Below are 24613 nucleotides of genomic sequence, written 5' to 3' on the forward strand. Positions count from 1 at the left end.
CGACGATCCCGGACATGGGTGCAGCGCCGGTGGACGACGTGCTGGAGCGCTTCTCCGCGCCCACGCGGGACTGGTTCCGCGGCGCGTTCGAGAGGCCGACGGCCGCGCAGGAGGGCGCGTGGCGAGCGGTCTCCAGCGGTGACCACGCGCTCGTCGTCGCCCCCACCGGCTCGGGCAAGACGCTGTCGGCGTTCCTGTGGGCCCTCGACCGGCTGGCGGTGCAGGGGCGTCCAGAAGACCCGCTGCGGCGCACCCGCGTCATCTACGTCTCGCCGCTGAAGGCGCTCGCCACGGACGTCGAGCGCAACCTGCGCTCCCCGCTGCTCGGCATCGGCTACGCCGCGCAGCGCCTGGGCGCCCCCGTGCCCGAGGTGAGCGTGTCCATCCGCTCCGGGGACACCCCCGCCGACGAGCGCCGCGCCTTCACGCGGCGCCCGCCGGACGTGCTCATCACGACGCCCGAGTCCCTCTTCCTCCTCCTGACGTCCAAGGCGCGCGAGGTGCTGGGCGGCGTGGAGACGGTGATCCTCGACGAGGTGCACGCGGTGGCGGGCACCAAGCGCGGCGCGCACCTGGCCCTGACCCTGGAGCGGCTCGACGCGCTGCTCGAGGCCGGCGGCGGCTCCCCCGCCCAGCGGATCGGCCTGTCGGCCACGGTGCGGCCGGTGGAGGAGGTCGCGCGGTTCCTCTCCGGCGCGCGGCCGATCGGCGCGGAGCCGGGGGCCGGCGGCCGCCCGGTGACCATCGTCCAGCCGGCCTCGGCCAAGTCGTGGGACCTGTCGGTGGTGGTCGCCGTCCCGGACATGGGCGAGCTCGGCCAGAGGTCGGAGGAGGACCTCACGGGTCTGGCCGCCGGCGAGCCGCAGCGGCGGTCCATCTGGCCGGCGGTCGAGGAGCGCGTCGTCGACCTCGTGGCCGCCCACCGCTCGACCATCGTCTTCGCCAACTCCCGCCGCGTGGCCGAGCGCCTCACCACCCGCCTCAACGAGGTGTGGGCAGAGCGCCACGCCCCTGACCCTGAAGCAGAGGGTGAGGGTGAGACTTCCGACGACGACGCAGGTCAGCGGCTCACTGGTCGAAGGACGCCCGCCGAGGTCATGGCCCAGGCCGGTCAGTCCCAGGGCCTGCCGGCCGACGCGCCGGTGCTCGCGCGCGCCCACCACGGGTCGGTCAGCCGGGAGCAGCGGACCCTCATCGAGGAGGACCTCAAGGCCGGTCGCCTGCCCGCCGTCGTCGCGACCTCCAGCCTGGAGCTGGGCATCGACATGGGCGCGGTCGACCTCGTCGTCCAGGTCGGCTCCCCACCGTCGGTGGCTTCGGGGCTGCAGCGCGTCGGCCGCGCGGGCCACCAGGTGGGTGCCACGAGCCGCGGGGTCCTCTTCCCCCAGCACCGCAGCGACCTCGTGCAGACCGCCGTCGTCACCGAGCGCATGCGCACCGGCGGCATCGAGGCCCTGCGCGTCCCCGCCAGCCCGCTCGACGTCCTGGCCCAGCAGGTGGTGGCGATCACCGCCCTCGACGAGGTCACCGTCGACGAGCTCGAGCGCCTCGTCCGCCGCGCCGCGCCCTTCTCGGGGCTGACCCGCGGCGTGCTGGAGGCCGTGCTCGACATGCTCGCGGGGCGCTACCCCAGCGAGGAGTTCGCCGAGCTGCGGCCGCGCATCGTGTGGGACCGCACCACCGGCGTCCTCACCGGCCGCCCCGGTGCGCAGCGCCTGGCGGTCACGAGCGGCGGCACCATCCCCGACCGCGGCCTGTACGGCGTCTTCCTCGCCTCCGGCGAGGGCCCCGGACGCCGCGTCGGCGAGCTCGACGAGGAGATGGTCTACGAGTCCCGCGTGGGCGACGTCTTCACCCTCGGCACCTCCACGTGGCGCATCGAGGACATCACCCACGACCGCGTGCTGGTCACCCCCGCCCCCGGCGTGCCCGGCAAGCTGCCGTTCTGGCACGGCGAGGCCGTCGGCCGGCCCTACGAGCTGGGCCGCGCCATCGGCGCCTTCACCCGCGAGATGGGCTCCCTGCTCGGCGACGGGGGCGACGACGACGCCGGCCGCCAGCGCGCGCTGGCCGCGGGCCTGGACGAGTGGGCCGCCGACAACCTCCACGCCTACCTGACCGAGCAGCGCGAGGCCACCGGGCACCTCCCCGACGACCGCACGATCGTCGTGGAGCGGTTCCGCGACGAGCTGGGCGACTGGCGGGTGGTGGTCCACTCCCCCTTCGGCGCCCAGCTGCACGCGCCGTGGGCGCTGGCCCTGGCGGCCCGGCTGCGGGAGCGGTTCGGGCTCGACGCCCAGGCGATGTCCTCCGACGACGGCATCGTGCTGCGCCTGCCCGACCTCGACCTCCTCTCCCCCGACTGGGACGGCGACCTCACCGCTCGCAGCGAGCCACCGGACGTCCTGGAGGCCGTGCTGGTCGAGCCGGAGGACGTCGAGGCGCTCGTCACCGCCGAGCTGGGCGGATCCGCCCTGTTCGCGAGCCGGTTCCGCGAGTGCGCGGCCCGCTCCCTGCTGCTCCCCCGTCGTCGTCCTGACCGGCGCACGCCGCTGTGGCAGCAGCGGCAGCGGGCCGCCCAGCTGCTGGAGGTCGCCAGCCGCTACCCGTCCTTCCCCGTGGTGCTGGAGACCGCGCGCGAGGTGCTCTCCGACGTCTTCGACGTGCCCGGGCTCGAGGCGCTCCTGCGCGACCTGCGCTCCGGGGCGGTGCGCGTGGTGCAGGTGACCACGGAGCAGCCGTCGCCGTTCGCACGGTCGCTGCTGTTCGGGTACGTGGCGCAGTTCCTCTACGAGGGCGACACGCCGCTGGCGGAGAAGCGCGCGGCCGCGCTCTCGCTCGACCCGACCCTCCTCGCCGAGCTGCTGGGCCGCGGCGACGGCGCCTCCCTGGCCGACCTGCTCGACCCCGAGCAGCTCACCCGCACGCAGGCCGAGCTGCAGCGCCTCGCGGAAGACCGCCGCGCCCGCGACGCCGAGGACGTCGCCGACCTGCTGCGGGTGCTCGGCCCGCTGACGACGGCGGAGGTGTCCGCCCGGTCCGGCGCTCCGGACGAGGCCGGCGCGTGGCTCGTGGAGCTGGAGGGCTCGCGCCGCGTCATCCGCGTGCGGATCGCCGGGGAGGAGCGGTGGGCCGCCGTGGAGGACGCCGGCCGGCTGCGCGACGCGCTCGGCGCTGCCCTGCCGGTGGGCGTGCCGGAGGCGTTTACCGCTCCGGTGCCCGACCCCGTCGCGGACCTCGTCTCGCGCTGGGCCCGCTCGCACGTGCCCTTCACCGCGGCGACGGTGGCGAAGCGGCTGGGGACGGGCGTGGCCGTCGTCGTCGACGCCCTGCGGCGGTTGTCCGCCTCCGGGCGCGTGGTCTCGGGCGACCTGCTGCCCTCGGAGGTGCGGCTCGCGCTGGACGGCGCCCTGACCACCGACCCCGGCGGGACGCCGGACTGGTGCGACGCCGAGGTGCTGCGGCTGCTGCGCCGCCGGTCGCTCGCGGCGCTGCGCTCCGAGGTGGAGCCGGTGCCCCCGCGCGACCTCGCGCGCTTCCTGCCCGGCTGGCAGCAGGTGGGCTCGCGGCTGCGCGGTGCCGACGGCGTGCTGCGCGCCGTGGAGCAGCTGGCCGGCGCCGTCGTGCCGGCCAGCGCTCTGGAGTCCCTCGTGCTGCCGGTGCGGGTGGAGCGGTACTCGCGCTCGCTGCTCGACGAGCTCACCGCCGCCGGCGAGGTGGTCTGGCAGGGCCACGGGTCGCTGCCTGGCGACGACGGCTGGGTCTCGCTGCACACCGCCGACGCCGCGCCGGTCACCCTGGCGCTGCCCGACGAGTCCCTGGAGCTCACCGACGTGCACCGCGCCGTGCTCGACGTGCTGGGGAACGGCGGGGCGCACTTCTTCCGGTCGGTGGCGTCCGCGCTGGACGCCACCGAGGAGGGCGGTGTCGACGACGCCACCCTCGAGCGGGTCCTGTGGGACCTCGCCTGGGGCGGGTACGCCACCAACGACACCCTCGCCCCGCTGCGCGCACGCCTGGCCGGGGGGAAGACCGCCCACAAGGGACCGCGGGCGGCGCCGAGGTCGCGCTACGGGCGGACGGGCTCGCGCTACGGCGGCCTGGGCCGTGCCGGCGGCGGGCTGGGGCGTCCCGGGAGCGCCGGCGGCGGCTTCGGCGGCGCCCCGCGGACCGGACCGCCGAGCACGGTGGGCCGCTGGTCGCTGCTGCCGGAGCTGGAGCCCGACCCGACCGTGCGCGCCTCGGTGACCGCGGAGGTGCTGCTCGACCGGCACGGCGTGCTGACCCGCGGAGCCGTCGCCTCCGAGCGGCTGCCCGGCGGGTTCGCCGCCGTCTACCGGGTGCTCGCCGCCATGGAGGAGGCCGGGCGCGTGCGCCGGGGCTACTTCGTGGAGGGGCTGGGCGCCTCGCAGTTCGCCTCGACCGGTGCGGTCGACCGCCTGCGGGCGGCCTCCCGGCCGCTGTCCACCATCGGCCGTGGCGACTGGCAGGGCCGCTCGGTCGCCCCCGGGGCCCCCGGCTCCTCGGAGGCCGACCGCCCTCGCACCGTGGTGCTCGCCGCGGCCGACCCCGCCAACCCCTACGGCGCGGCGCTGCCCTGGCCGGAGCGCGGGGAGCGCGCCGAAGCGGGCGGCACCGGGCACCGACCGGGTCGCAAGGCAGGTGCCCTGGTGGTGCTGCTCGACGGCGAGCTCGTGCTCTACGTCGAGCGCGGCGGCCGGACGCTCCTGTCGTTCACCGAGGAGGTCGACGCGCTGCAGGCCGGCGCTGACGCGCTCGCGCTCGCCGTGCGCGACGGAGCGCTGGGACGGCTGACCGTGGAGAAGGCCGACGGCGCGGGGGTCCTCACCCCGGGCTCCTCACCGCTCGCCACGGCCCTGGAGGCAGCAGGGTTCACGGCCACCCCGAGAGGGCTGCGCGTGCGCGCCTGAGGGCGCTGAGGTGCAGTTCAGAAGCCCTTTCTGACTTGCCCACCCGAACACCTGTACGGTAAGATCACCGCCATGAGCCAGGTGGACGGGCGCCCCGAGGAGACGCCCCCACCTGCCCACGTCACCGGTACCGCCGGTGCTGCCGACGCCACTGGGGTCCCGCTGCCCCTGCCGCGGCGTCGTCGGCGGCGTCGGGTGCCGGGGGTGCTGGCCCCGGGTCCGGTGCGGGGACCGCGCCCGGAGCGCCACCGTCCCGCGCGCGACGCGATCGCCGCTGCCGGGCGCCTGCCCGGCCCCGCGCAGCTGAGCGAGAGCGAGCTGCGCTGCGCCTACGACCACCTCGACGCGGACCTGTGCGCCGTGCCTGGTCCTGACGAGGCCACCGACGCCGTCGTGTTCGCCTTCTGCTGCTGGCTGGCCGAGCAGGACCAGGCCGGCCGGGCGGTGGTCGCGGCGGTGCGCGCCGAGCGCGAGGACGTGGCTACCGCCGCGCGGGTGCTGACCCGGATGCGCACCAAGGAAGCCCTCATCGGGTCGATCCAGGCCGGGCGGATCGAAGACCTCGCCGCGCTGGCGCCGCTGTACCGCCGCGCCCGCCGCGGTCCCGCCCTCCCCGACGACGACGGTGCTGGTGCTGGTGCTGGTGCTGGTGCTGGTGCTGGTGCTGGTGGCGTGGGCGCGGCGTTCGCCGCCCAAGCGCAGGCGGTGGCTGCGGCGGGCCTGGAGGATCTGGTCGCTGAGCTGGCTCCGGCGCTGGGGTGGACGGAGTACACCGCCCGCGCGCAGGTGCTGCTGGCCGCGCGGGTGGTGGCGGTGATGCCGCACGCGTTGGACCGTCTGGCGGCGGGGCAGCTGTCCATGGCGGGGCTGACCGCGACGGTGAACCGGTTGTCCGAGGTCGATGACGTGGCCGCGGGCACCATCGATGAGCACCTGTTCGGCGCGGAGGCGGTCGGGGTCGGGTTGACCCTGGCGAGCCTGCGCGAGGAGGTCGACCACCAGGTCCAGCTGCACGACCCGCAGGCCGCGACCCAGCGGGCGCGGACCAAGACCAGTGCACGGCGGGTCTGCTACACCGCGCTGGGCGATGGGCAGGCCAGGCTGAGCCTGGTCGGGCCGGTCACCGCCCTGGCGGCGGTGGCGGGGAAGGTGCGAGCGGCGGCGAGGGCGAACCTGGCCGCCGCCCGCGCCGCCGCCCGCGCCGGTGAGCCCGCCCCCGGGGGCGGGGACCCCTACGCCGAGCCCACCAGCACCGGTGAGCAGCCACGCGACCAGCGGCCCCTGGGCGCGCACGCCTTCGACGCCGCCGTGACCGCGCTGGGGTCGGTGCGCCCGGACGCGTTGGACGCCTCCAGCGCGGGGTGGGCCGCCGGCACGAGCGTGGAGATCCGCATCAGCCTGCCCGCGCTGGTCGGGGTCGATGACGACCCCGGCTACGTCGAGGGGTACGGGTGGGTGCCGGCGTGGCTGGTGCGCACCGCGCTGGGCTGGGGACGGTGCCGGTTGCGGCGGGTGCTGACCGATCCCTTCACCGGTGACCTCATCGCGGTGGACGGGCACACCTACCCCGCCTCCTGGCTCACCGACCCCGGCCCCGACACCCCCGGTCCCGGCCCCGGCCCCGGCCCCGGCCCCGAAGGTCTGGGCGGCGACGGCGGCCCACCACCGCAGCAGCCACCGCCAGCTCCGACAACCGGTGGCAGGCAGGCCGGGTTCTTCAAGGGCCGACCGATCCAGCAGCTCCCGCGGCCACCAGATCTCGACACCCATCCCGACGTCGGTGACGCTGGCGAGCCTGCCGATCCCTGCCAGGCGGGGACCTGTGAGCCGGTCGACCCCACCACCTGCCCCCTGGGAGCCATCGGTGGTGGCCCTCACGACCCACCCGAGGCGCTGCGCCGCCACGTCACCGCTTTGTGGGGCACCTCCACCGGTCCCGGGGAGCGCCTGCCCGCCCACCAGGCGGACCTGGACCACGTCACCCCCTGGGGGCAGCTGCCCGGCCAGGGCGGTCCGACGTGCGCGTGCAACCTGGACCCCAAGTCCCGCCGCGCCCACCGCCGCAAGCACGCCGGGGATGCCCGCACCGCCGCCGGCGTGGCGTGGAGCGCGCGCTGGCAGCACTGGCGGTGCAGCGCCGGGCACGCCCACTGGCGCTCCCCCCTCGGCCTGGACCACGTCACCCGCCCCCGCCGGTACACCGACCCGATCCCGCGCTACCGCGCGTGGGCACCACCGCCACCGGTGCTACCGCCCCGCCCGCCGGCACCCCGCGATCCGGCCCTGCGGTTCACCGAGCCACCGCCCTTCTGAGGCGCGCAGGATGGAGCCGTGGAGGTGCTCGTCGGCCTGGGCCTCGCGTCGGCGGCGGGGCTGAACGCCTACCTGCCGCTGCTGCTGCTCGGCGCCCTCGCCCGGTCCACGGACCTGGTCCCGCTCCCTGCCGCGTGGGCGTGGCTGTCGGACCCGGTCGCGCTCGCCGTCCTCGCCGTCCTCCTGCTGGTGGAGGTGGTGGCCGACAAGGTCCCCGGCGTCGACCACCTCAACGACGTCCTGGGCGCCGTCGTCCGGCCAGCCGCCGGCGGCATCGCCGTCGGCGCGGGCACCGCGAGCACCGCCGGTGACGGCCACTGGTGGACGGTCGCCCTCGGCGCCGTCCTCGCCCTCGTGGTGACCGTGGCCAAGTCGGCGGGCCGCGCCGCCGTCAACGCCACCACCGTCGGCACCGGTGCGCCCGTGGCCTCGACGCTGGAGGACGGCGCCAGCCTCGCCCTGTCCCTGGCCGCGCTGCTCGCTCCGGTGCTCGTGCTGGTCGTGCTGGCGCTCGTGGCCGCCGTCGCCCTGGTGGCAGTGCTGCGCGTCCGCCGCGGCCGGGGCATCTCCGCCGGCGGAGAAATTGTGTAACAATCTGGCCGTGACGACGTCGGTGCGCGCGGTGGTCCTGGTACTGCTCTCGGCCGTCTGCTTCGGCTCCACGGGCACGGCGGTGGCCCTGGGCGCCCCGGACGCCTCTCCCCTGGCGGTGGGGGCGGCGCGCATCGTCGTCGGCGGGGCGGTGCTCGCCCTGGTCGGTGCCCGCAGGTCCGCCCGGCCGCCGGCGCCCTCCCCGCGCCTGCTCGGCGTCGTGGCCGTCGGGGCGCTCGGGGTGGTGGCCTACCAGCCGCTGTTCTTCGCCGGCACCCGCGCCAACGGCGTCGCCGTGGGCGCGGTGGTCGCCCTCGGGTCCGCGCCGCTGGTCACCGGCCTGCTCTCGTGGCTGCTCACCGGCGTGCGGCCGAGCCGGCGCTGGGCCGTCGCGACCGCCGTCGCCGTCGTCGGTCTCGCCGTCCTGGCGGTCAGCTCCGGCGGCGCCTCACCGCTGGGCCCGGGCGCCTCGCCGCTGGGCCTGGCCGCCTCGGTGGGCGCCGGCGCCAGCTACTCGGTGTTCGCCCTGGCCACCGAGCGGCTCCTCGCGGCGGGGTGGAGCCCCACGGGCTCCGTCGGCGCCGTCTTCGGCGGTGCCGCCGCCCTGAGCCTGCCGCTCCTGCTGGTCGCGGGGGTCCCGGCCGGGCCGGGCGCGCTCGCCGCCGTCCTGTGGCTGGGCCTGGTGACCACCGCGCTGGCGTACGTGCTCTTCTCCACCGGGCTGCGGCACCTCGGCGCGCCCACCGTCGCCACGCTGACGCTCGCCGAGCCGCTCACCGCCACCGTGCTCGGGCTGGTGCTCCTCGGCGAGCACCTCAGCGCCCTGCAGGCACTGGCCCTGCTGCTGCTGGCCACGGGCCTGGCGGTGCTGGCCGTGCCGGCCCGCCGCCGTGGCACTGTCACCGCGTGAGCCCCCGCCGCGCCGACGACCTCCACGCCGTCCTGCGGGACCGCGTGCTCTGCGGCGAGCTGCCCCCGGGCACACCCCTGCGCGAGGAGGCGCTGGCCGCCGAGCACGCGGCCAGCCGGCACACCGTGCGCACCGCCCTGGCGCAGCTGGTGGCGGAGCGGCTGGCCAGTTCAGCGCCGTTCGCCGGGGTCCGGGTGGCCCTGCTCGACGACGACGACGTGAGGTCGCTCCAGGACCTGCGCCGCGCCGTGGAGAGCGAGGCGGTGAGGCTGCTGCACGCCCGGCACGGACGGGCCTGGCCCGTCGACGTCGCGGCCGCGCTGGGAGAGCGGGTCGACGCCCTCGAGCGGGCGGAGGCGGGCGCGGACTCGGACCCCCTCGCGGTGCTGCGCGAGCACGCGGCGCTGCACGAGGCGCTGGTGGCCGCCGCCGGCAGCCCGCGGCTGACGGAGGCCGCGGCCGCGCTGGGCGCCGAGGTGCGCCTGTTCACCGCGCACCTGCAGCTGCACCGGGCCCCCGCGGGGCTGGCCGCGCAGCACCGCACCTACCTCACCGCGGTCCGCGAGCGAGGTCCCGTGGCGGTGCACGAGCACCTGGCGGCGTCGCAGGAGACGCTGCTCAGCGGCCGGTAGCGACGGCGCGCACCGGTGCTCCGTCGGCGTCGTTCAAGCGCAGCGGGAACAGGTGCACGTGGGGCTCGCGCACGGCGGCCAGGTCCGCGAGGCGCGTGAGGTTCTCGGCGATGACGCCGCCCGCCCCCAGCCACACCCGGTGGAACGCGAGCTGGCCGACCGGGTCCGGGCTCAGGGTGTCCACCCCCACCGTGCGCACGCCGGTGTCGAGGAGCCGCTCGGCGACGGAGGGGGCGAGGTGGGGGTGCTGCTCGTAGGCGGCGCTGCCCCAGCGCTGGTCCCACCCGGTCCGGACCAGGACGACCACGCCGGCGGCCAGCGCCCCGGCGTGCGGCGCGAACGCCTCCCACCCGACGGTCGCGCCGGGCTCCCGGCCGGTGGCGTCCACCACGAGGGCGGGCCCGGTGAACAGGGCCAGGTCCAGCTGGCCGAGCGTCGCCCCGCCGGGCACCACGTGCGAGGGCGCGTCGACGTGGGTGCCGCTGTGCGAGCCGAGGTGCAGCGCGGTGACGGCGCAGCCGTCAGCGGCGAGGTCGAGCGCGGGGGCGAGCGCCACCACGGGGTCTCCGGGGAAGACCGGCATGCCGGTGGTGACGGGGTGGCTGAGGTCCACGGTGCGCACGTCAGCGATCCTGGACCCGTGGGCGGGACGGTCGGGAGCAGCGGGGTGGGCGACTGGCGCGAGCGCGCCGCGGCGCACGCGGCCCGCGCCGACGCCCTGACCGCCGGCCGCCGCGAGCGCCGCTCCCGCCAGGGAGCAGCGGACCCCGTCGACGACTTCCTCTACGACTACTACTCCCTGCGGCCCGGCCAGCTGAGGCGCTGGCACCCCGGGGCCGGAGCGGTGCTCCTCGACGCCGCCGACGCTCCCCACCGGGAGTGGCGCTGGTACGCCGCGCGCGAGCCGGACGGCGCCGTGGCCCTGGACGTCGCGGCGTTCCGGGCCGACCGCGGCCGCGCCGTCGCGACGTCGCACCGGCTGCTGGGCGCGCTGCGGGGCCGGGCGCCCCACCTGGGCTGCTTCGGGATGCACGAGTGGGCCATGGTCTACCGGGCCGGGGACGCCGTGGGCGGCCCGAGCACCGGTGGGGCGTCGCCGAGGGGGCGCCGGCACGCGCTGCCGCTGCGGCTGGGCCAGGCCGGCACCGACGCCGTCGTGGAGGGCCACCCCCTGCGCTGCAGCCACGTCGACGCGTTCCGGTTCTTCACCCCGGACGCCGCGCCGAGGAACTCCGCCGTGCTGACGCGGGAGACGCAGGCGCAGTCCGACCAGCCCGGCTGCGTCCACGTCTCCATGGACGTGCTGCGGCACGCGGTCGCGCTGGGGCCCGCCTGCCCCGGTGAGCTGCTGCTGGACTGCTTCGAGGCGGCGCGGGCGGCGCGCGAGGTCGACATGCGCGCCTCCCCCTACGACGTGTCGGGCCCCGACGGCACGGGCCTGTCCCCGATCCGGGTGGAGACCAGGGACGGCAAGGTGGCCTACGCCGCCGCGCAGCGCGAGCTGGCGGCCGCCGCGGCACCGCTGAGGGAGCGGCTGCTCCGCGTCTGCGAGGAGGTCCTGGGATGACGACGACGGCGCTGTTCGAGCAGCTCGAGGCGGAGGCGCGGGCGGGGCTGCCGGCCCACGTGGCGGGGTACGTCGCGGCCACCGCCGGCGCGGGCCAGTGCCACGCCGAGGGGCTGCGGGACTGGGCGGCCGCCCGCCTGGTGCCGCGCGTGCTGCAGGGCGTCTCCCGCACGGACGAGCAGCTCGCGGCGACGACGGTGCTGGGGACGCCCCTGCGGACCCCCGTGCTCCTGGCGCCGATGGCGCAGCAGGTGGCTGCCCACCCGCGCGGGGAGGCCGAGGCCGCCAGGGCGGTGGCGGCAGCGGGGTCGCTGCTGGGGGTCTCCACCAACACCGCCGTCCCCTTCGACGCGGTCGCGCAGGCCGGCGCCCCGTGGTGGTACCAGGTGTACGTGCTGCGGGACAGGTCGCTGACGGGCCTCCTCGTCGACCGCGCCGCCGCGGCGGGGGCCAGCGCGCTGGTGCTCACCGTGGACACGACCGCGCTGACGCAGGTCGACCCCGCCGCGGCCAGCATCGAGCCCACCGCGTGGCCGCCCGGGCCGGGCCGCGAGCGGCTCACCGCGCTCACCGGCGCCGACCTCGCCGACCGGGACGCGGGGGCTGCGACGCCGGCGCTCGACGTGGACCTGGCCACCATCGGGTGGCTCGCCGAGCGCACCGGCCTGCCGGTGGTGGTCAAGGGCGTGCTGCACCCCGACGACGCGCGCGCCTGCGCGCAGGCCGGCGCCGCCGGCGTCGTCGTCAGCACCCACGGCGGGCGCCGTCTCGGGGAGTCGGTGACCTCGGCCGCGGCGCTGCCCGGGGTCGTCGCGGCGGTGCGCTCGGTGGACCCCGCCGTCGAGGTGTACGCGGACTCCGGCGTCCGCAGCGGCGCGGCGGTGGCGTGGGCCCTGGCGCAGGGAGCCCGCGCCGTCTTCGTGGGCCGGCCGGCCTGGTGGGGGCTGGCCGCGCGCGGCGCCGACGGCGTGGCCGCCGTCCTGGACGCCCTGACGGCCGAGCTGGTCACGACGCTGCGGCAGTGCGGCGACGTGCGTGCCTGAGGGGGACGTCGTCTGGCGCTCCGCGCAGCGCCTCCACGCGGCGCTGGCAGGCCGTCCCCTGGTCCGCTCCGACCTGCGCTGGCCGTCGCTGGCGACCGTCGACCTGCGGGGGCGCGTGGTGGACGAGGTGGTCAGCCGCGGCAAGCACCTGCTCGTGCGCGCCGAGGGGCTGACCCTGCACAGCCACCTGCGGATGGAGGGCTCCTGGCACGTGCACGCCACCGGGCAGCCGTGGCGCACAGCACGGGCGTCGCACGGGGTGAGGGCGGTGCTCGCGAACGCGGAGTGGACAGCGGTGGGCCACCGGCTGGGGATGCTCGACCTCGTCCCCACCGGCGAGGAGGCGCGGCTGGTCGGCCACCTGGGACCCGACGTGCTCGGTCCGGGCTGGGGCCCGGCGGCGGTGGAGGCGGTCGTGGCCGCGCTGCTGGCCCAGCCGCAGCGCGCCGTCGGGGAGGCGCTGCTCGACCAGCGCGTGCTCGCCGGCGTCGGCACCTACTTCATGGCCGAGGCGCTGTTCCTGCGGGGGCTGTCCCCCTGGTCCCCCGTGGGGGCCGTGGGCGAGGAGGCCCTGCGCGTCCTCGTGGAGCTGGAGCGCCGGATGCTGCTGGCGGGGACGAAGGACGTCGCCCACGGGTCTCTCGGGCACGTGCACGCCAGGTCCGGGCTGCCCTGCCGGCGGTGCGGCACCACCGTGCGGGTGGCGCCGATCGGCCAGACGCCGCAGGCGCGGTCGGCCTTCTACTGCCCGCACTGCCAGCCGGGCCCGACCCCGACCGACGACGGCGCACCGCAGGCGCCGCTCGGCGCCTGCCGGGAGGTCAGCCGGGAGATCAGGCGGCGCTGACGAGCCCGTCGCGCGTGATGACCACCGGCGGGATGCCGAGGTCCCCCACGGGCGAGGCGGGGACGGTGGCCGCAGCGGCGGCGGGGATGGTCAGGCCCTCGGCGGCGGCCACGCGGTCGCTGACGGCCCGCAGCACCGTGGACATGGGCACCGCCAGCGCGTCGCAGATGGACGACAGCAGCTCGGAGGAGGCCTCCTTCTGACCCCGCTCCACCTCGGACAGGTAGCCCAGGGAGACGCGGGCGGCACCGGAGACCTCGCGCAGGGTGCGGCCCTGCTGCTGGCGGGCGGAGCGCAGCACGTCGCCGATCTCGCGTCGCAGCAGTGGCACCTGGCGCCTCCCGTCCGTCGTCGGCGGTGACGCCGAGAGACCACGGTACCCCGTCGGAGCGGACGGCGGGCGGCTGGAGGAGGGACGGCGGGTCGGAGGGCGGCGGACCGAGGTGCTGGTCATCACTCCTCCCAACGCCGGGAGGACCCGTCTCGTTCCTGGTGCTGCGCCAGCACCCGGGCGAGGAGGTCGAGCGCGCCGCGCACGGCGCCCTCGCGGACGGCGGCGCGGTCACCGGGCAGCCGCAGCACCTCCGCCGCGAGCCCGTCCGGGCCGCTGACGGCGACGACGACCGTGCCGGCCGGGTGCCCGTCGTGCGGGCCGGGGCCCGCGACGCCCGTGGTGGCCACCCCCACGTCGGCCCCGAGCAGGCGGGCGGCGCCCGCGGCCATCGCCTCCGCGACGGCGCGGTGCACGGGTCCGGTGCGCTCGAGCAGGTCGGCCGGCACGCCCAGCACCGAGGCCTTGGCGTCGGTGGCGTAGGAGACCACTCCCCCGCGCAGCACGTCCGAGGCCCCGGGCACGTCGGCGATCCTCGCGCTGACCAGCCCGGCCGTGAGCGACTCGGCGGTGGCCACCGTGAGGTCGGCCTCGCGCAGCAGCGCCACCACGCGCTCGGCGTCCACGCCCTCAGCGGCCACGCTGCACCAGCCGGTACGCGCGCACGAGGTAGTCCACGCCCGTGACCAGCGTCACGGCCGTCGCGGCCAGCACGAGCACCAGCAGGAACCCGTCCACCACGGCCAGCGCGGTGCCGGACAGCCAGGACGCCCACGGCAGCAGCAGCAGCCCCGCCGCCGCGACCTGGAGGGCGGTCTTGAGCTTGCCTCCCGGGGAGGCGGCGATGACGCCGTAGCGGATCACCACGAACCGCAGCAGGGTGATGCCCACCTCGCGCACGAGGATGACCACCGTCACCCACCACCACACCTCGCCCAGCAGCGACAGGCACACGAAGACCGCGCCCAGCAGCAGCTTGTCGGCGATGGGGTCCGCGATCTTGCCGAAGTCCGTCACCAGGCCCCGCGCGCGGGCGATGTCACCGTCGATCTTGTCGGTGATGCTCGCCGCCGCAAAGGCCGCGAAAGCTCCGAGGCGGAACCACGCGTCGTCACCGCCGCGCGCCAGCAGCAGCCACACCACCAGCGGCACCAGCACGATGCGCAGCACCGTGAGGTAGTTGGCGATGTTCCAGGGCGAGACGCGCGCGGGCTGCGCCGGCTGGGTGGTCATCGGGGCCGGGCGACCAGGTCGACGCCCTCGCTGCCCGTGACCTCGACGGGGACGAGCGCTCCCACCGGGGGCAGCGGCGCGCCGTCGGCGAGCTCCAGGCGCGTGGTGCCGTCGACGTCGGGGCCCTGGAAGCCGGTGCGCCCGACGGCGGCCCCCTCGTCGTGCTCCTCCACGAGCACCGTGTCGCGGCTGCCGACGCGCTGCGCGGCCCGCTCGTCCACGAGGGCCTCCACGAGCCGGGAGACCCTGTCGACGCGCTCGGCGACGACGTCCTCGTCGAGCTTGCCGTCCAGCCGCGCGGCCTCGGTGCCGTCCTCGTCGGAGTAGCCGAAGACCCCGACCACGTCCAGGCGGGCGGCCTCGAGGAAGCGCTGCAGCTCGTCGACGTCGTCCTCGGTCTCCCCGGGGAAGCCCACGATGACGTTGGAGCGCACGCCCGCCTCGGGGGCCAGCGCGCGCACCCGGTCGAGCAGCGCGAGGAACTCGTCGGTCCCGCCGAAGCGGCGCATGCGGCGCAGCAGGGCCGGCGCGGAGTGCTGGAACGACAGGTCGAAGTAGGGGGTGACGCCGGGCGTGCCCGCGATCGCCTCGAGCAGCCCCGGGCGCACCTCTGCCGGCTGCAGGTAGCTCACCCGCACCCGCTCCAGGCCGTCCACGGCCGCCAGCTGCGGCAGCAGGGACTCCAGGGCGCGCAGGTCCCCGAGGTCCTTGCCGTAGGAGGTGGAGTTCTCGCTGACGAGGAACACCTCCTTGACGCCCTGCTCGGCCAGCCAGCGCGCCTCGGTGAGCACGTCGGCCGGGGGCCGGGACACGAACGAGCCGCGGAAGGCGGGGATGGCGCAGAACGAGCAGCGCCGGTCGCAGCCTGACGCGAGCTTCAGCGGCGCCCAGGGCGCGGACCCGAGGCGGGCGCGGACCACGGGCGGGCCGGACTCGGGCACCTTGGCGAGGCTGGCGTCGCTGAGCTCGCCCAGCCCGGGGAGGGAGACGGCGCCGCTGCGCGCGGCGGCCTGGCGCTTCGCGGGGCTGACCGGCAGCAGGGTGCGGCGGTCGCGCGGGACGTGGGACTCCGGCCGGGCGCCGTGGAGGATGCCGTCGAGGTGGGAGGACAGGTCGGCGTAGGAGTCGAAGCCGAGCACCGCGTCGACCTCGGGCAGCTCCTCGGCCAGGTCCTTGCCGTAGCGCTCGGACATGCAGCCCACGGCCACCACGGCCTGCGTGCGCGAGGCCTCGTCGTCGCGGAGCTCGGCGACGTCGAGCAGGACGTCCACGGAGTCCTTCTTCGCCTGCTCCACGAACCCGCAGGTGTTGACGACGGCGACGTCCGCCGCGGCCGGGTCGTCCTCGAGGCGCCAGCCGGCGGCGGCCAGGCGGCCGGCGAGCTCCTCGGAGTCGACCTCGTTGCGGACGCACCCGAGGGTGACCAGAGCTACCGACCTCACGCCGATCAGGGTAGGTCAGTACCTGTCGGTGAGCTCCCACGCGTCCTCGGAGCCCTCGCTGGGCTCGTCCACGCCGTCGTCCCAGCCCTCGCCCTCCGCCAGGTCCACCACCTGCGTGGCGCCGTCGGGGACGTGGACCGGCTCGCGGGCGGCGTCGCCGCGCAGGCGCGCCAGGGCCTCGTCCATGTCGTCGGGCTTGACGTAGACGTCGCGCGCCTTGGAGCCCTCCGAGGGGCCCACCACGCCGCGCTGCTCCAGCAGGTCCATGAGGCGGCCCGCCTTGGCGAACCCCACGCGCAGCTTGCGCTGCAGCATCGACGTGGAGCCGAACTGCGTGGTGATGATGTGCTCGGCGGCCGCCAGCATGAGCTCGAGGTCGTCACCGACGTCCTCGGCGATCTTCTGGGCGTTGCTGGGGGCGACGACGTCCTGCACGTACTCGGGCGCGGCCTGCGCCTTGACGTGCTCGACCACCCGCTCCACCTCGGACTCGCTGACCCAGGCGCCCTGCACGCGGGCCGGCTTGGAGGAGCCCATCGGCAGGAACAGGGCGTCGCCCTGGCCGATGAGCTTCTCCGCGCCCGGCTGGTCCAGGACCACGCGGGAGTCGGCGAGCGAGGACGTCGCGAAGGCCAGGCGCGAGGGCACGTTGGCCTTGATGAGGCCGGTGACCACGTCGACCGAGGGCCGCTGCGTGGCGAGCACCAGGTGGATGCCGGCGGCCCGCGCCAGCTGCGTGATGCGGACGATGGAGGCCTCGACGTCGCGCGGGGCGACCATCATGAGGTCGGCCAGCTCGTCGACGACGACGAGCAGGTACGGGTAGCGGCGCAGCTGGCGCTCGCTGCCCTCGATCGGCTCGACGCGGCCCTCGTCGATGGCGGCGTTGAAGTCGTCGACGTGCTTGAAGCCGTACATCGCGAGGTCGTCGTAGCGGCGGTCCATCTCCTGGGTGACCCAGTCGAGCGCCTCGGCGGCCTTCTTGGCGTTGGTGATGATCGGGCTCAGCAGGTGCGGGATGCCCTCGTAGGCGGTGAGCTCCACGCGCTTGGGGTCCACGAGGATCATGCGCACCTGGTCGGGCGTGGCCCGCATGAGGATCGACGTGATCATCGAGTTGATGAAGCTCGACTTGCCGGCGCCGGTGGCGCCCGCGACGAGCAGGTGGGGCGTCTTGGCGAGGTTGGTGATGACGTACCCGCCCTCGACGTCCTTGCCGATGCCCATGACCATCGGGTGGGTGTTGCGCTGCGCCACGTCGGAGCGCAGCACGTCACCGAGGACGACGATCTCGCGGTCGGTGTTGGGGATCTCCACGCCGATCGCGGACTTGCCGGGGATCGGGGACAGGATGCGCACGTCGGCGCTGGCCACGGCGTAGGCGATGTTCTTGGACAGGGCCGTGACCTTCTCCACCTTCACGCCCGTGCCCAGCTCCACCTCGTAGCGCGTGACCGTGGGCCCGCGGGTGAAGTCGGCGACGCGCGCGTCGATGGAGAAGTTGTCCAGCACGGCGGTGAGGGCGTCCACCACCCGGTCGTTGGCCTCGGTGCGGGTCGCGTGCCCCTCGCCGTGCTTGAGGACGTCGTCCGGCGGCATCTCGTAGCTGCCGGTGAACGCCAGCGCCATCTGCTCCACGCGGTGGGGCAGCTGCGTGGTCGGCGGCGCCTGCAGCCCCTGAGCCGAGCCCCGGGCGTGGGAGGTGACGCCCGCCGCGCTGGACACGCGCGGCTGCTCGGGTTCGGGCCGGTCCTCGGGCTCCTCGACGGCGACCGCCGCGGTGGGCTCGCCGCCGAAGTCCTTGAAGGGGTCGAAGACCTCCTCCGCCGCCGCGGGGGCGGCAGCGGCCTGCTCCTCGAAGGCGGGCCGCTCGTCCTCGACGGCCCCCCGCCTGCGGCGCTTCGGCTTGACCTCCGCCTCGCGCTCCATGGCCTGCTCGTAGGCCTCGTCGCCGCGGCGCTCGCCGCGGGCGCGGCCCAGCTGGCGGCGCTCGAGCTCGCCGTCGGGGTCCTCCTCGCCGTCCGCCCAGCCGCGACCGTGCACGTCGTCGCCGCCCGTGAGCGTGCGGTAGAGCTGGCCGAGGCGGTGCGGCACCAGGTGCACGGGCGTCGCGGTGGTCACCAGCACGCCGAACACGGCGAGGATCGCGAGGAGGACGTAGGTGAGGGCCTCCCCCACCGCGGCGTGCACGGGCGTGGCCACCAGGTAGCCGAGCACCCCACCCGCCTCCCGGATCGCCGCGAGGTCGGTGACCGGGCTCTCCCCGATCGCACCGCCGAGGTGCAGCATGCCCGCCACGGCCACCGCGATGGCCGACAGCCCGACGAGGACGCGGCTGTTCTCGCTGCCCGCGTCCGGGCGCAGCAGCAGCCGCAGGGCCAGCAGGCCGAGCGCGAGGGGCAGGGCCAGGCCGACCTTGCCGACCGTGCCGGCCACCACCGCGTGGACGACGTCGCCGAACGTGCCCGGCATCCCCCACCACTCGCGGGCGGCCACCACGATGGCGGCCGCCACGAGCGCCAGGCCGATGCCGTCGCGGCGGACGTCCGGGTCGAGCTCGGAGCTGTCGGGACGCCCCTTGCGGGCGCTGCCGCCCACGGCGTGGGCGAGGCCCATCCAGGTGCCGCGGACGGCCCGCACGGGCCACGGCGCACGAGGGCGCGCGTGGGCCGCGGCGGCCGCCCGCGGCTTCTTCGCGGCGGCGCGAGGCTTCGCGGGGGCGCGAGAGGGCGAACGGGTGGCCATGCGGCCACGCTATCCGCTCGTCACATCCCTCACACACGCCCCACGCCGGGAGGAACTACGCCTCGACGACCACCGGGATGATCATCGGACGGCGGCGCAGCGAGGTGCCCGCCCAGCGGCCCACCACGCGGCGCACCACCTGCTGGAGCTGGTGGGTGTCGACCCCGCCGCCGCCCTGGGACGCCTGCGCGACCGCCTGCGCGAGCGCGTCGGCCACCCGCGGCACGATCGACTGCAGGGTGCTCGTGTCCTCGGCCACGCCGCGGGCGTGCACCTCGGGTCCCGCCACCACCTTGCCGGTGGAGGAGTCGATGACGGCGAAGACGGAGATGAAGCCCTCGTCGCCGAGGATCCGGCGGTCCTTGAGGTCGGCGTCGGTGATGGAGCCGACCGAGGAGCCGTCCACGTAGACGTACCCGCACGGCACCTGGCCGGCGATCTTCGCGCGGCCGTCCCGCAGGTCCACCACGGTGCCGCAGTCGGTGATGAGCACGCGCTCGCGCGGCACGCCCGTCTTGACGGCCAGGTCGGCGTTGGCGTGCAGGTGGCGCACCTCGCCGTGCACCGGCATGGCGTTCTTCGGCTTGACGATGTTGTAGCAGTACAGGAGCTCACCGGCGCTCGCGTGGCCGGAGACGTGCACGCGGGCGTTGCCGGAGTGGACCACCGTGGCGCCCAGGCGCATGAGCCCGTTGATGACGCGGTAGACGGCGTTCTCGTTGCCCGGGATGAGCGAGGAGGCCAGGACCACGGTGTCACCGGGGCCCACCTGCACCCGGTGGTCGTGGTTGGCCATCCGGCTCAGCGCGGCCATCGGCTCGCCCTGGGAGCCGGTGCACATGAGCACGACCTTGGCGTCGGGCAGGTCGTCCACCTGCTTGAGGTCGACCAGGACCCCCTTGGGCACCTCGAGGTAGCCGAGGTCGGCGGCGACGCCCATGTTCCGGACCATCGACCGGCCCACGAACGCCACCTTGCGGCCGTGCTTGTGGGCGGTGTCGAGCACCTGCTGCACGCGGTGCACGTGGGAGGCGAAGCTCGCCACGATGAGGCGGCGCTGGGCGGTGGCGAAGACCCTGTCGAGCACGGGGGTGATCTCGCGCTCGGCGGTGGTGAAGCCGGGGACCTCCGCGTTGGTGGAGTCGACCATGAACAGGTCCACGCCGCGCTCGCCGAGGCGCGCGAAGGCTCGCAGGTCGGTGATGCGGCCGTCCAGCGGCAGCTGGTCCATCTTGAAGTCGCCGGTGTGCAGGACGGTGCCGGCGCTGGTGCGCACGGCGACGGCCAGCGCGTCCGGGATCGAGTGGTTGACGGCCACGAACTCGCACTCGAACGGGCCGAGCTGCTCGACCTGGCCCTCGCGCACCGCGAGCGTGTAGGGCTGGATCCGGTGCTCCTTGAGCTTGGCCTCCACGAAGGCCAGCGTCAGGGTGGAGCCCACCAGCGGGATGTCGGGCCGCAGGCGCAGCAGGAACGGCACCGCGCCGATGTGGTCCTCGTGGCCGTGCGTGAGGACCACCGCGACGACGTCGTCGAGGCGGTCGGCGATGTAGCTGAAGTCGGGCAGGATCAGGTCGACGCCGGGCTGGTGGTCCTCGGGGAAGAGGACGCCGCAGTCGATGATGAGCAGCTTGCCGTCGATCTCGAGCACGGCCATGTTGCGGCCGACCTCGCCCAGGCCGCCGAGCGGCACCACGCGCAGGGTGCCGCGGGCGAGCTTCGGCGGCAGCCCGAGGGGCTGGCCGGGCGTCTGGCCGGACGTCTGGGTGGTCGGTGCGGTGGTGGGGGCTGTCACAGAAGGTCTGCTCCTCGCAGGTCGGAGCTGAGCTGCTCGACCTGCTCGTCGGTGGCCTCCACGAGGGGCAGGCGCACGTGGCGGTTGGGGATGGCTCCGGTCAGCTCCAGCGCCGCCTTCACCATGATCGCGCCCTGGGTGCGGGTCATGATCGCGGTGACGGCGGGGAGCAGCCGGGTGTGGATCTGACGGGCGGCGGGCAGGTCGCCCGCGTCGACGGCGGCGACCATGGCCGCGTAGGGACCGGCCGCCACGTGGGCGACCACGGAGACGACGCCGGCCGCTCCCTGCGCGAGGTGCGCGAGGTTGAGCTGGTCGCTGCCGGAGTAGTAGGCCAGGCCGCCCTCGCCGCCGGCGGCGGCCATGACCTGCGACGAGGCGAACAGGTCGTCCTTGGCGTCCTTGACGGCCACCACCCGCGGGTGGCCCGCGAGGCGCAGCAGCACCTCGGTGGAGACGGCGGTGCCGGTGCGGCCGGGGATGTCGTAGAGCATCACCGGCAGGCCCGTGGCGTCGGCCACGGCCAGGAAGTGCCGGTACAGGCCCTCCTGCGGCGGCTTGCTGTAGTACGGCGTGACCACGAGCAGGCCGTCCACGCCGGTCTTCTCGGCGGCGCGGGCGCGGCGCAGGGTGTGGTCGGTGTCGTTGTTGCCGCACCCGGCGACGACGTGGGCCCGCGAGCCCACCGCCTCGACGACGGCGGCGAGCAGGGCGTCGTGCTCGTGCTCGGCGAGGGTCGGGGACTCCCCCGTCGTCCCGGCCACCACGAGGCCGTCGTTCCCCTCGTCCACGAGGCGCTCCGCGAGCGCCTGCGCGGCCGGCAGGTCCAGCGCGCCGTCAGCGGTGAAGGGCGTCGCCATCGCGGTGAGCACCGCCCCGAACGGCCGGTGGACAGCGGGGGCGGTCGCGTCGGGCACCGGGGAAGGCTACCGGTCGGTGCGCGGGGGCTCTGCGGGGTCCGAGGGCAGCGCCGTGCCCACGTCGCCCAGCTCCTCCGGGCCCAGCTCGGGCTCGTGGGCGCGGCGGGTGGTGGAGTCGGCACCGGGTCCGGCACCCAGGACCTCCGGGCCGGCGGCCTCCGCCCGCGGGGCCTTCGCGGCGGCCCGGCGCTCCCGCGCGGAGGCGGCCAGCTTGTCCTTCATGGTGGTGGCGTAGACGTCCACGTACTCCTGGCCGGACAGGCGCATGATCTCGTAGGTGATCTCGTCGGTCACCGAGCGCAGCACGAACCTGTCGTTCTCCATGCCCTCGTAGCGGGAGAAGTCCAGCGGGGCGCCGATGGTGATGCCGACCCGGCGGATGCGCGGGATGCGGCGGCCGATCGGCTGCACCTCGGCGGTGCCGTGCATGGCGACCGGGAGCACCGGGACGCCGCTGGTCAGAGCGACGCGCGCCACACCGGTCTTGCCGCGGTAGAGGCGGCCGTCGGGGCTGCGCGTGCCCTCGGGGTAGATGCCGAACAGCTCGCCGCGGTCCAGGACGGCGAGGGCGAGGTCGATGGCCGCCTGGCTGGCCTTGCCGCCCGAGCGGTCCACGGGGAGCTGTCCGATGCCCTTGAAGAAGCCCGCGGTGAGGCGGCCCTTGACGCCGCGGCCGGTGAAGTACTCGGCCTTGGCCATGAAGCTCACCCGCCGCGGGACCATGAGCGGGAGGAAGAAGGAGTCCGACACGGACAGGTGGTTGCTCGCGAGCACCGCCGGCCCGGTGAGCGGCACGTGCTCCAGGCCCTTGACCTCCGGCCGGAACAGCGACGTCAGGACGGGGTAGAGCACCGCCTTGAACAGCCAGTAGAGCACCCGTCCCCCTCACTCACGCGGTCCTGGCCCCACCATAGGGGCGGCCCTCACCCGCCTGCAGCGTGCGACCATGGTGGCGTGGGTGTGCTGGCCGGCGCTGAGGCCTTCTCGTCCGGCCCGTCGCGCGCTGCGGCCGGGACCGCGGGCGCGCCTGCGGTCCTGCTGTGCCACGGTTTCACCGGCAGCCCCCAGGGCCTGCGCGGGTGGGCGGAGGACCTCGCCGCCGCCGGCGTCGCGGTGCGCCTGCCCCGGCTGCCCGGGCACGGCACCCGCTGGCAGGAGATGGCCCGGACGGGCTGGGCGGACTGGCTCGGCGCTCTGGAGGCGGAGCTGGAGCAGCTGCGGGCGGCCGGGCACCGCGTCGTCGTCGGCGGGCTGTCGATGGGCGGGGGCCTGGCGCTGCGCCTCGCAGCGGACCACCCCGCCGACGTCGCCGGGCTGGTGCTCGTCAACCCCGCGGTGCGCCTGGAGGGCGTGCGGATGGCCGCGCTGCCGCTGCTGGACCGGCTCGGGCTGCTGGGGCGTCCCGGCCGCGAGCGCACCGCACCGGCGGTCGGCGGTGACGTCGCGAAGCCGGGCGCCGTGGAGGTCGCCTACGACCGGGTGCCGCTGACGGCGGCCGCCGAGCTGGTCCGGGGCCTGCGCGGGGTCCAGCGGGACCTCCCCCTCGTGCACCAGCCGCTGGTGCTGCTGCGCTCCGCCGTCGACCACGTGGTGCCCGCCTCCTCCAGCGCGCTCGTGCTGGAGCGGGTCGGCTCGGCCGACGTGCGCGAGGAGGTGCTGGCCCGCAGCTTCCACGTGGCCACGCTCGACCACGACGCGCCCCGCATCAGCGCGGCCACCCTCGAGCTGGTGGGCCGGCTGTGACCGCCGCTCCCCCGCCCGGGGGCTCGGACCCGGACGGCGTCGACGTCGACGCCGCGTGGGCGCAGATCCTCGCCCACTGGGACGACCCGGCCGCCGAGCCCGACAGGCCGCCGCTGCCGCCGGTGCCGCCGGCGTCCTCGGTCCCGCCGGTCCCGCCGGTCCCGCCCGCGGAGATGCGGCGCCGGCGCACCGACCCGCCCGCGGAGCCGGTGGGCCCGCAGCTGCCCGACGCCCGGGGCGGCACCGAGGCGGACCCGCTGGCCGAGGAGCACTGGACCCCGCCGGAGCCCCCGCCGCTGCCGCGCGGCAGCTGGCGGGCCTGGCGCACCTGGCTGCCGTGGCTGGGCGTGCTCGGCGTGCCGTTCTTCTTCGTGGTCGTGGTGGTCGTGAGGCCGCCGCTGCCGCCGGTCGTCGTCCTCGCGGCGGTGCTGGGCTTCGTGGCGGGGTTCGTCACCCTCGTCCTGCGGCTGCCCAGCCACCGCGAGGACGACGGCGACGACGGCGCCCGCCTCTAGGCGGCGCTCAGGCGGGGCTCAGGCGGTGCGGGCGAGGTCGGCCACGCCGATCATCCCCGCGTCGTTCCCGAGCGAGGCGAGCTCCACGGGGATCGGGGGGCGGTGGCCGCGCGCGGTGAGCTGGCGGGCGAAGGCGGCGCGGGCCGGGGCGAGCAGGAGGTCACCGGCCTCGGAGACGCCGCCGCCGACCACCACGAGCGACGGGTCGAGCGCGGCGACCACGCTGGCGGCGCCCTCCCCGATCCAGCGGCCCAGGTCGGCGAGCAGCTCGACGGCCGCCGTGTCGCCCTCCAGCGCTGCCCTGGTGACCGTGGGCCCCTGGATCGCCTCGGGGTCGTCCCCGACCAGCTCCAGCAGGTGCGCCGCCAGCGGCGAGCCGGTGCGCGCCATCGCGCGGGCCTCGCGCACCAGCGCCCGGCCCGAGGCGTACTGCTCCCAGCAGCCGCGGTTGCCGCAGCCGCAGGGGTGGCCGTCGGGCACCACCCGCACGTGGCCGAGCTCCCCGGCGAAGCCGCTGGCGCCGCGCAGGAGGCGGTCCCCGACGACGATGCCGCCGCCCAGGCCGGTGCCGATGGTCAGCAGCACCATGTCGTGCACCTCGTGCTCGGCGCTGCTGGCGCTGCGCCCGGTGCCGTGGGCGAACTCGCCCCACGCGGCGGCGTTGGCGTCGTTCTCCACCACCACCGGCAGCCCGAGGGCGCGCTCCAGGTCCGCGCGGACCGGCTCGTCGCGCCAGGCCAGGTTGGGCGCGAAGGTGACCACCGAGCGGCTGGCGTCCACGAAGCCGGCGGCGGCCACGCCCACCGCGGCGACGTCGTGGGCTCGCCGCAGCTCGCCGACGGCGTCCACCACGGCCGCGGCGATGGCGCCGACGTCGCGGGCCGGGGTCTCGCGGCGGGTGCGGGCCACGACGCGGCCGGAGGGGTCCACCACCCCTGCTGCGATCTTGGTGCCGCCGATGTCCACGCCGACGGTCAGTGCGCCGGCCAGGTCGTCCCGGGGTGCTCCGGAAGGGGTGCTCACGGCTCTGGACGCTACCCGGCTGGGTAGAGTCC

20 protein-coding genes are annotated in these 24613 nt (G+C 76.2%); 10 read left to right on the plus strand and 10 right to left on the minus strand.

Annotated features, from left to right (window positions below; all coding sequences use genetic code 11):
* The first annotated feature begins 14 nt into the window (after positions 1-14).
* The 5 genes from H7K62_RS11505 to H7K62_RS11525 all read left to right on the plus strand — a co-directional run bounded on the left by H7K62_RS11505 (position 15) and on the right by H7K62_RS11525 (position 9377).
* Entirely contained in the window at positions 15-4931 is a 4917-nt protein-coding gene (locus H7K62_RS11505) for an ATP-dependent helicase (protein ID WP_186718244.1), read from the plus strand.
* 72 nt (positions 4932-5003) lie between these two features.
* Positions 5004-7244, plus strand: a complete 2241-nt coding sequence (locus tag H7K62_RS11510) for a hypothetical protein (protein ID WP_186718246.1) — start codon at positions 5004-5006, stop codon at positions 7242-7244.
* Between the two features lie 18 nt (positions 7245-7262).
* Positions 7263-7835, plus strand: coding sequence for a DUF4126 domain-containing protein (locus tag H7K62_RS11515; RefSeq protein ID WP_186718248.1), 573 nt, complete (start codon positions 7263-7265; stop codon positions 7833-7835).
* 10 nt (positions 7836-7845) lie between these two features.
* A complete protein-coding gene (locus tag H7K62_RS11520) occupies positions 7846-8745 on the plus strand; it encodes a DMT family transporter (protein WP_222437471.1) in 900 nt (299 codons plus the stop codon).
* Positions 8742-9377, plus strand: coding sequence for a GntR family transcriptional regulator (locus tag H7K62_RS11525; RefSeq protein WP_186718250.1), 636 nt, complete (start codon positions 8742-8744; stop codon positions 9375-9377). Before H7K62_RS11520 ends, H7K62_RS11525 begins: the two co-directional genes overlap by 4 nt.
* Here H7K62_RS11525 and H7K62_RS11530 read toward each other — a convergent pair.
* On the minus strand, positions 9364-9999 hold the full coding sequence (locus H7K62_RS11530) for a cyclase family protein (RefSeq protein ID WP_186718252.1): 636 nt from the start codon (positions 9997-9999) through the stop codon (positions 9364-9366). The genes H7K62_RS11525 and H7K62_RS11530 overlap by 14 nt on opposite strands.
* Before the next feature lie 18 nt (positions 10000-10017).
* On the opposite strand from H7K62_RS11530, the gene H7K62_RS11535 reads away from it, so the two are divergent.
* Genes H7K62_RS11535 through H7K62_RS11545 form a run of 3 tightly spaced genes read left to right on the plus strand, consistent with a single transcriptional unit; the run spans position 10018 to position 12834 of the window.
* Positions 10018-10944: a 3-methyladenine DNA glycosylase gene (locus tag H7K62_RS11535; RefSeq protein WP_186718254.1), complete on the plus strand. Its 927-nt coding sequence runs from the start codon at positions 10018-10020 to the stop codon at positions 10942-10944.
* Positions 10941-11987 (plus strand): alpha-hydroxy acid oxidase, encoded by a 1047-nt coding sequence (locus H7K62_RS11540; protein ID WP_186718256.1) that lies wholly within the window; start codon positions 10941-10943, stop codon positions 11985-11987. The genes H7K62_RS11535 and H7K62_RS11540 overlap by 4 nt, the downstream gene beginning before the upstream one ends.
* Positions 11980-12834 carry an Fpg/Nei family DNA glycosylase gene (locus H7K62_RS11545; RefSeq protein WP_186718258.1) on the plus strand — a complete coding sequence of 285 codons (855 nt, stop codon included), beginning with the start codon at positions 11980-11982 and terminating at the stop codon, positions 12832-12834. Before H7K62_RS11540 ends, H7K62_RS11545 begins: the two co-directional genes overlap by 8 nt.
* Here H7K62_RS11545 and H7K62_RS23290 read toward each other — a convergent pair.
* The 8 genes from H7K62_RS23290 to H7K62_RS11585 form a co-directional block, all read right to left on the minus strand.
* Positions 12821-13165: a helix-turn-helix domain-containing protein gene (locus tag H7K62_RS23290; protein ID WP_370591734.1), complete on the minus strand. Its 345-nt coding sequence runs from the start codon at positions 13163-13165 to the stop codon at positions 12821-12823. The genes H7K62_RS11545 and H7K62_RS23290 overlap by 14 nt on opposite strands.
* Positions 13166-13287: 122 nt before the next feature.
* Positions 13288-13806, minus strand: a complete 519-nt coding sequence (locus tag H7K62_RS11555) for a CinA family protein (RefSeq protein WP_370591735.1) — start codon at positions 13804-13806, stop codon at positions 13288-13290.
* Positions 13796-14398 (minus strand): CDP-diacylglycerol--glycerol-3-phosphate 3-phosphatidyltransferase, encoded by a 603-nt coding sequence (gene pgsA / locus H7K62_RS11560; protein WP_186718262.1) that lies wholly within the window; start codon positions 14396-14398, stop codon positions 13796-13798. Before pgsA ends, H7K62_RS11555 begins: the two co-directional genes overlap by 11 nt.
* On the minus strand, positions 14395-15840 hold the full coding sequence (gene rimO / locus H7K62_RS11565) for a 30S ribosomal protein S12 methylthiotransferase RimO (protein ID WP_370591736.1): 1446 nt from the start codon (positions 15838-15840) through the stop codon (positions 14395-14397). The genes pgsA and rimO overlap by 4 nt, the downstream gene beginning before the upstream one ends.
* A 15-nt stretch (positions 15841-15855) precedes the next feature.
* The gene (locus H7K62_RS11570; RefSeq protein WP_186718264.1) at positions 15856-18585 is read right to left on the minus strand and encodes an FtsK/SpoIIIE family DNA translocase; all 2730 of its coding nucleotides are present in this window, start codon (positions 18583-18585) and stop codon (positions 15856-15858) included.
* 55 nt (positions 18586-18640) lie between these two features.
* Positions 18641-20380, minus strand: a complete 1740-nt coding sequence (locus tag H7K62_RS11575; protein WP_186718266.1) for a ribonuclease J — start codon at positions 20378-20380, stop codon at positions 18641-18643.
* On the minus strand, positions 20377-21297 hold the full coding sequence (dapA, locus tag H7K62_RS11580; protein ID WP_186718268.1) for a 4-hydroxy-tetrahydrodipicolinate synthase: 921 nt from the start codon (positions 21295-21297) through the stop codon (positions 20377-20379). Before dapA ends, H7K62_RS11575 begins: the two co-directional genes overlap by 4 nt.
* A gap of 9 nt (positions 21298-21306) precedes the next feature.
* Entirely contained in the window at positions 21307-22176 is an 870-nt protein-coding gene (locus H7K62_RS11585; protein ID WP_186718270.1) for a lysophospholipid acyltransferase family protein, read from the minus strand.
* A 78-nt stretch (positions 22177-22254) separates the two neighbouring features.
* On the opposite strand from H7K62_RS11585, the gene H7K62_RS11590 reads away from it, so the two are divergent.
* On the plus strand, positions 22255-23043 hold the full coding sequence (locus H7K62_RS11590) for an alpha/beta hydrolase (protein WP_222437472.1): 789 nt from the start codon (positions 22255-22257) through the stop codon (positions 23041-23043).
* A complete protein-coding gene (locus H7K62_RS11595; RefSeq protein WP_186718271.1) occupies positions 23040-23558 on the plus strand; it encodes a hypothetical protein in 519 nt (172 codons plus the stop codon). The genes H7K62_RS11590 and H7K62_RS11595 overlap by 4 nt, the downstream gene beginning before the upstream one ends.
* Positions 23559-23576: 18 nt before the next feature.
* Here H7K62_RS11595 and H7K62_RS11600 read toward each other — a convergent pair whose 3' ends face one another.
* Positions 23577-24581, minus strand: coding sequence for an ROK family glucokinase (locus H7K62_RS11600; protein ID WP_370591737.1), 1005 nt, complete (start codon positions 24579-24581; stop codon positions 23577-23579).
* Positions 24582-24613: the final 32 nt, after the last annotated feature.

The sequence above is a fragment of the Quadrisphaera sp. RL12-1S genome (genome assembly GCF_014270065.1).
Classification (GTDB): Bacteria; Actinomycetota; Actinomycetes; order Actinomycetales; family Quadrisphaeraceae; genus Quadrisphaera.

Coding starts and splice junctions, on each gene's coding strand:
- H7K62_RS11505 (WP_186718244.1), top strand. CDS start 15: ATGGGTGCAGCGCCGGTGGACGACGTGCTGGAGCGCTTCTCCGCGCCC.
- H7K62_RS11510 (WP_186718246.1), top strand. CDS start 5,004: ATGAGCCAGGTGGACGGGCGCCCCGAGGAGACGCCCCCACCTGCCCAC.
- H7K62_RS11540 (WP_186718256.1), top strand. CDS start 10,941: ATGACGACGACGGCGCTGTTCGAGCAGCTCGAGGCGGAGGCGCGGGCG.
- pgsA (WP_186718262.1), bottom strand. CDS start 14,398: ATGACCACCCAGCCGGCGCAGCCCGCGCGCGTCTCGCCCTGGAACATC.
- H7K62_RS11570 (WP_186718264.1), bottom strand. CDS start 18,585: ATGGCCACCCGTTCGCCCTCTCGCGCCCCCGCGAAGCCTCGCGCCGCC.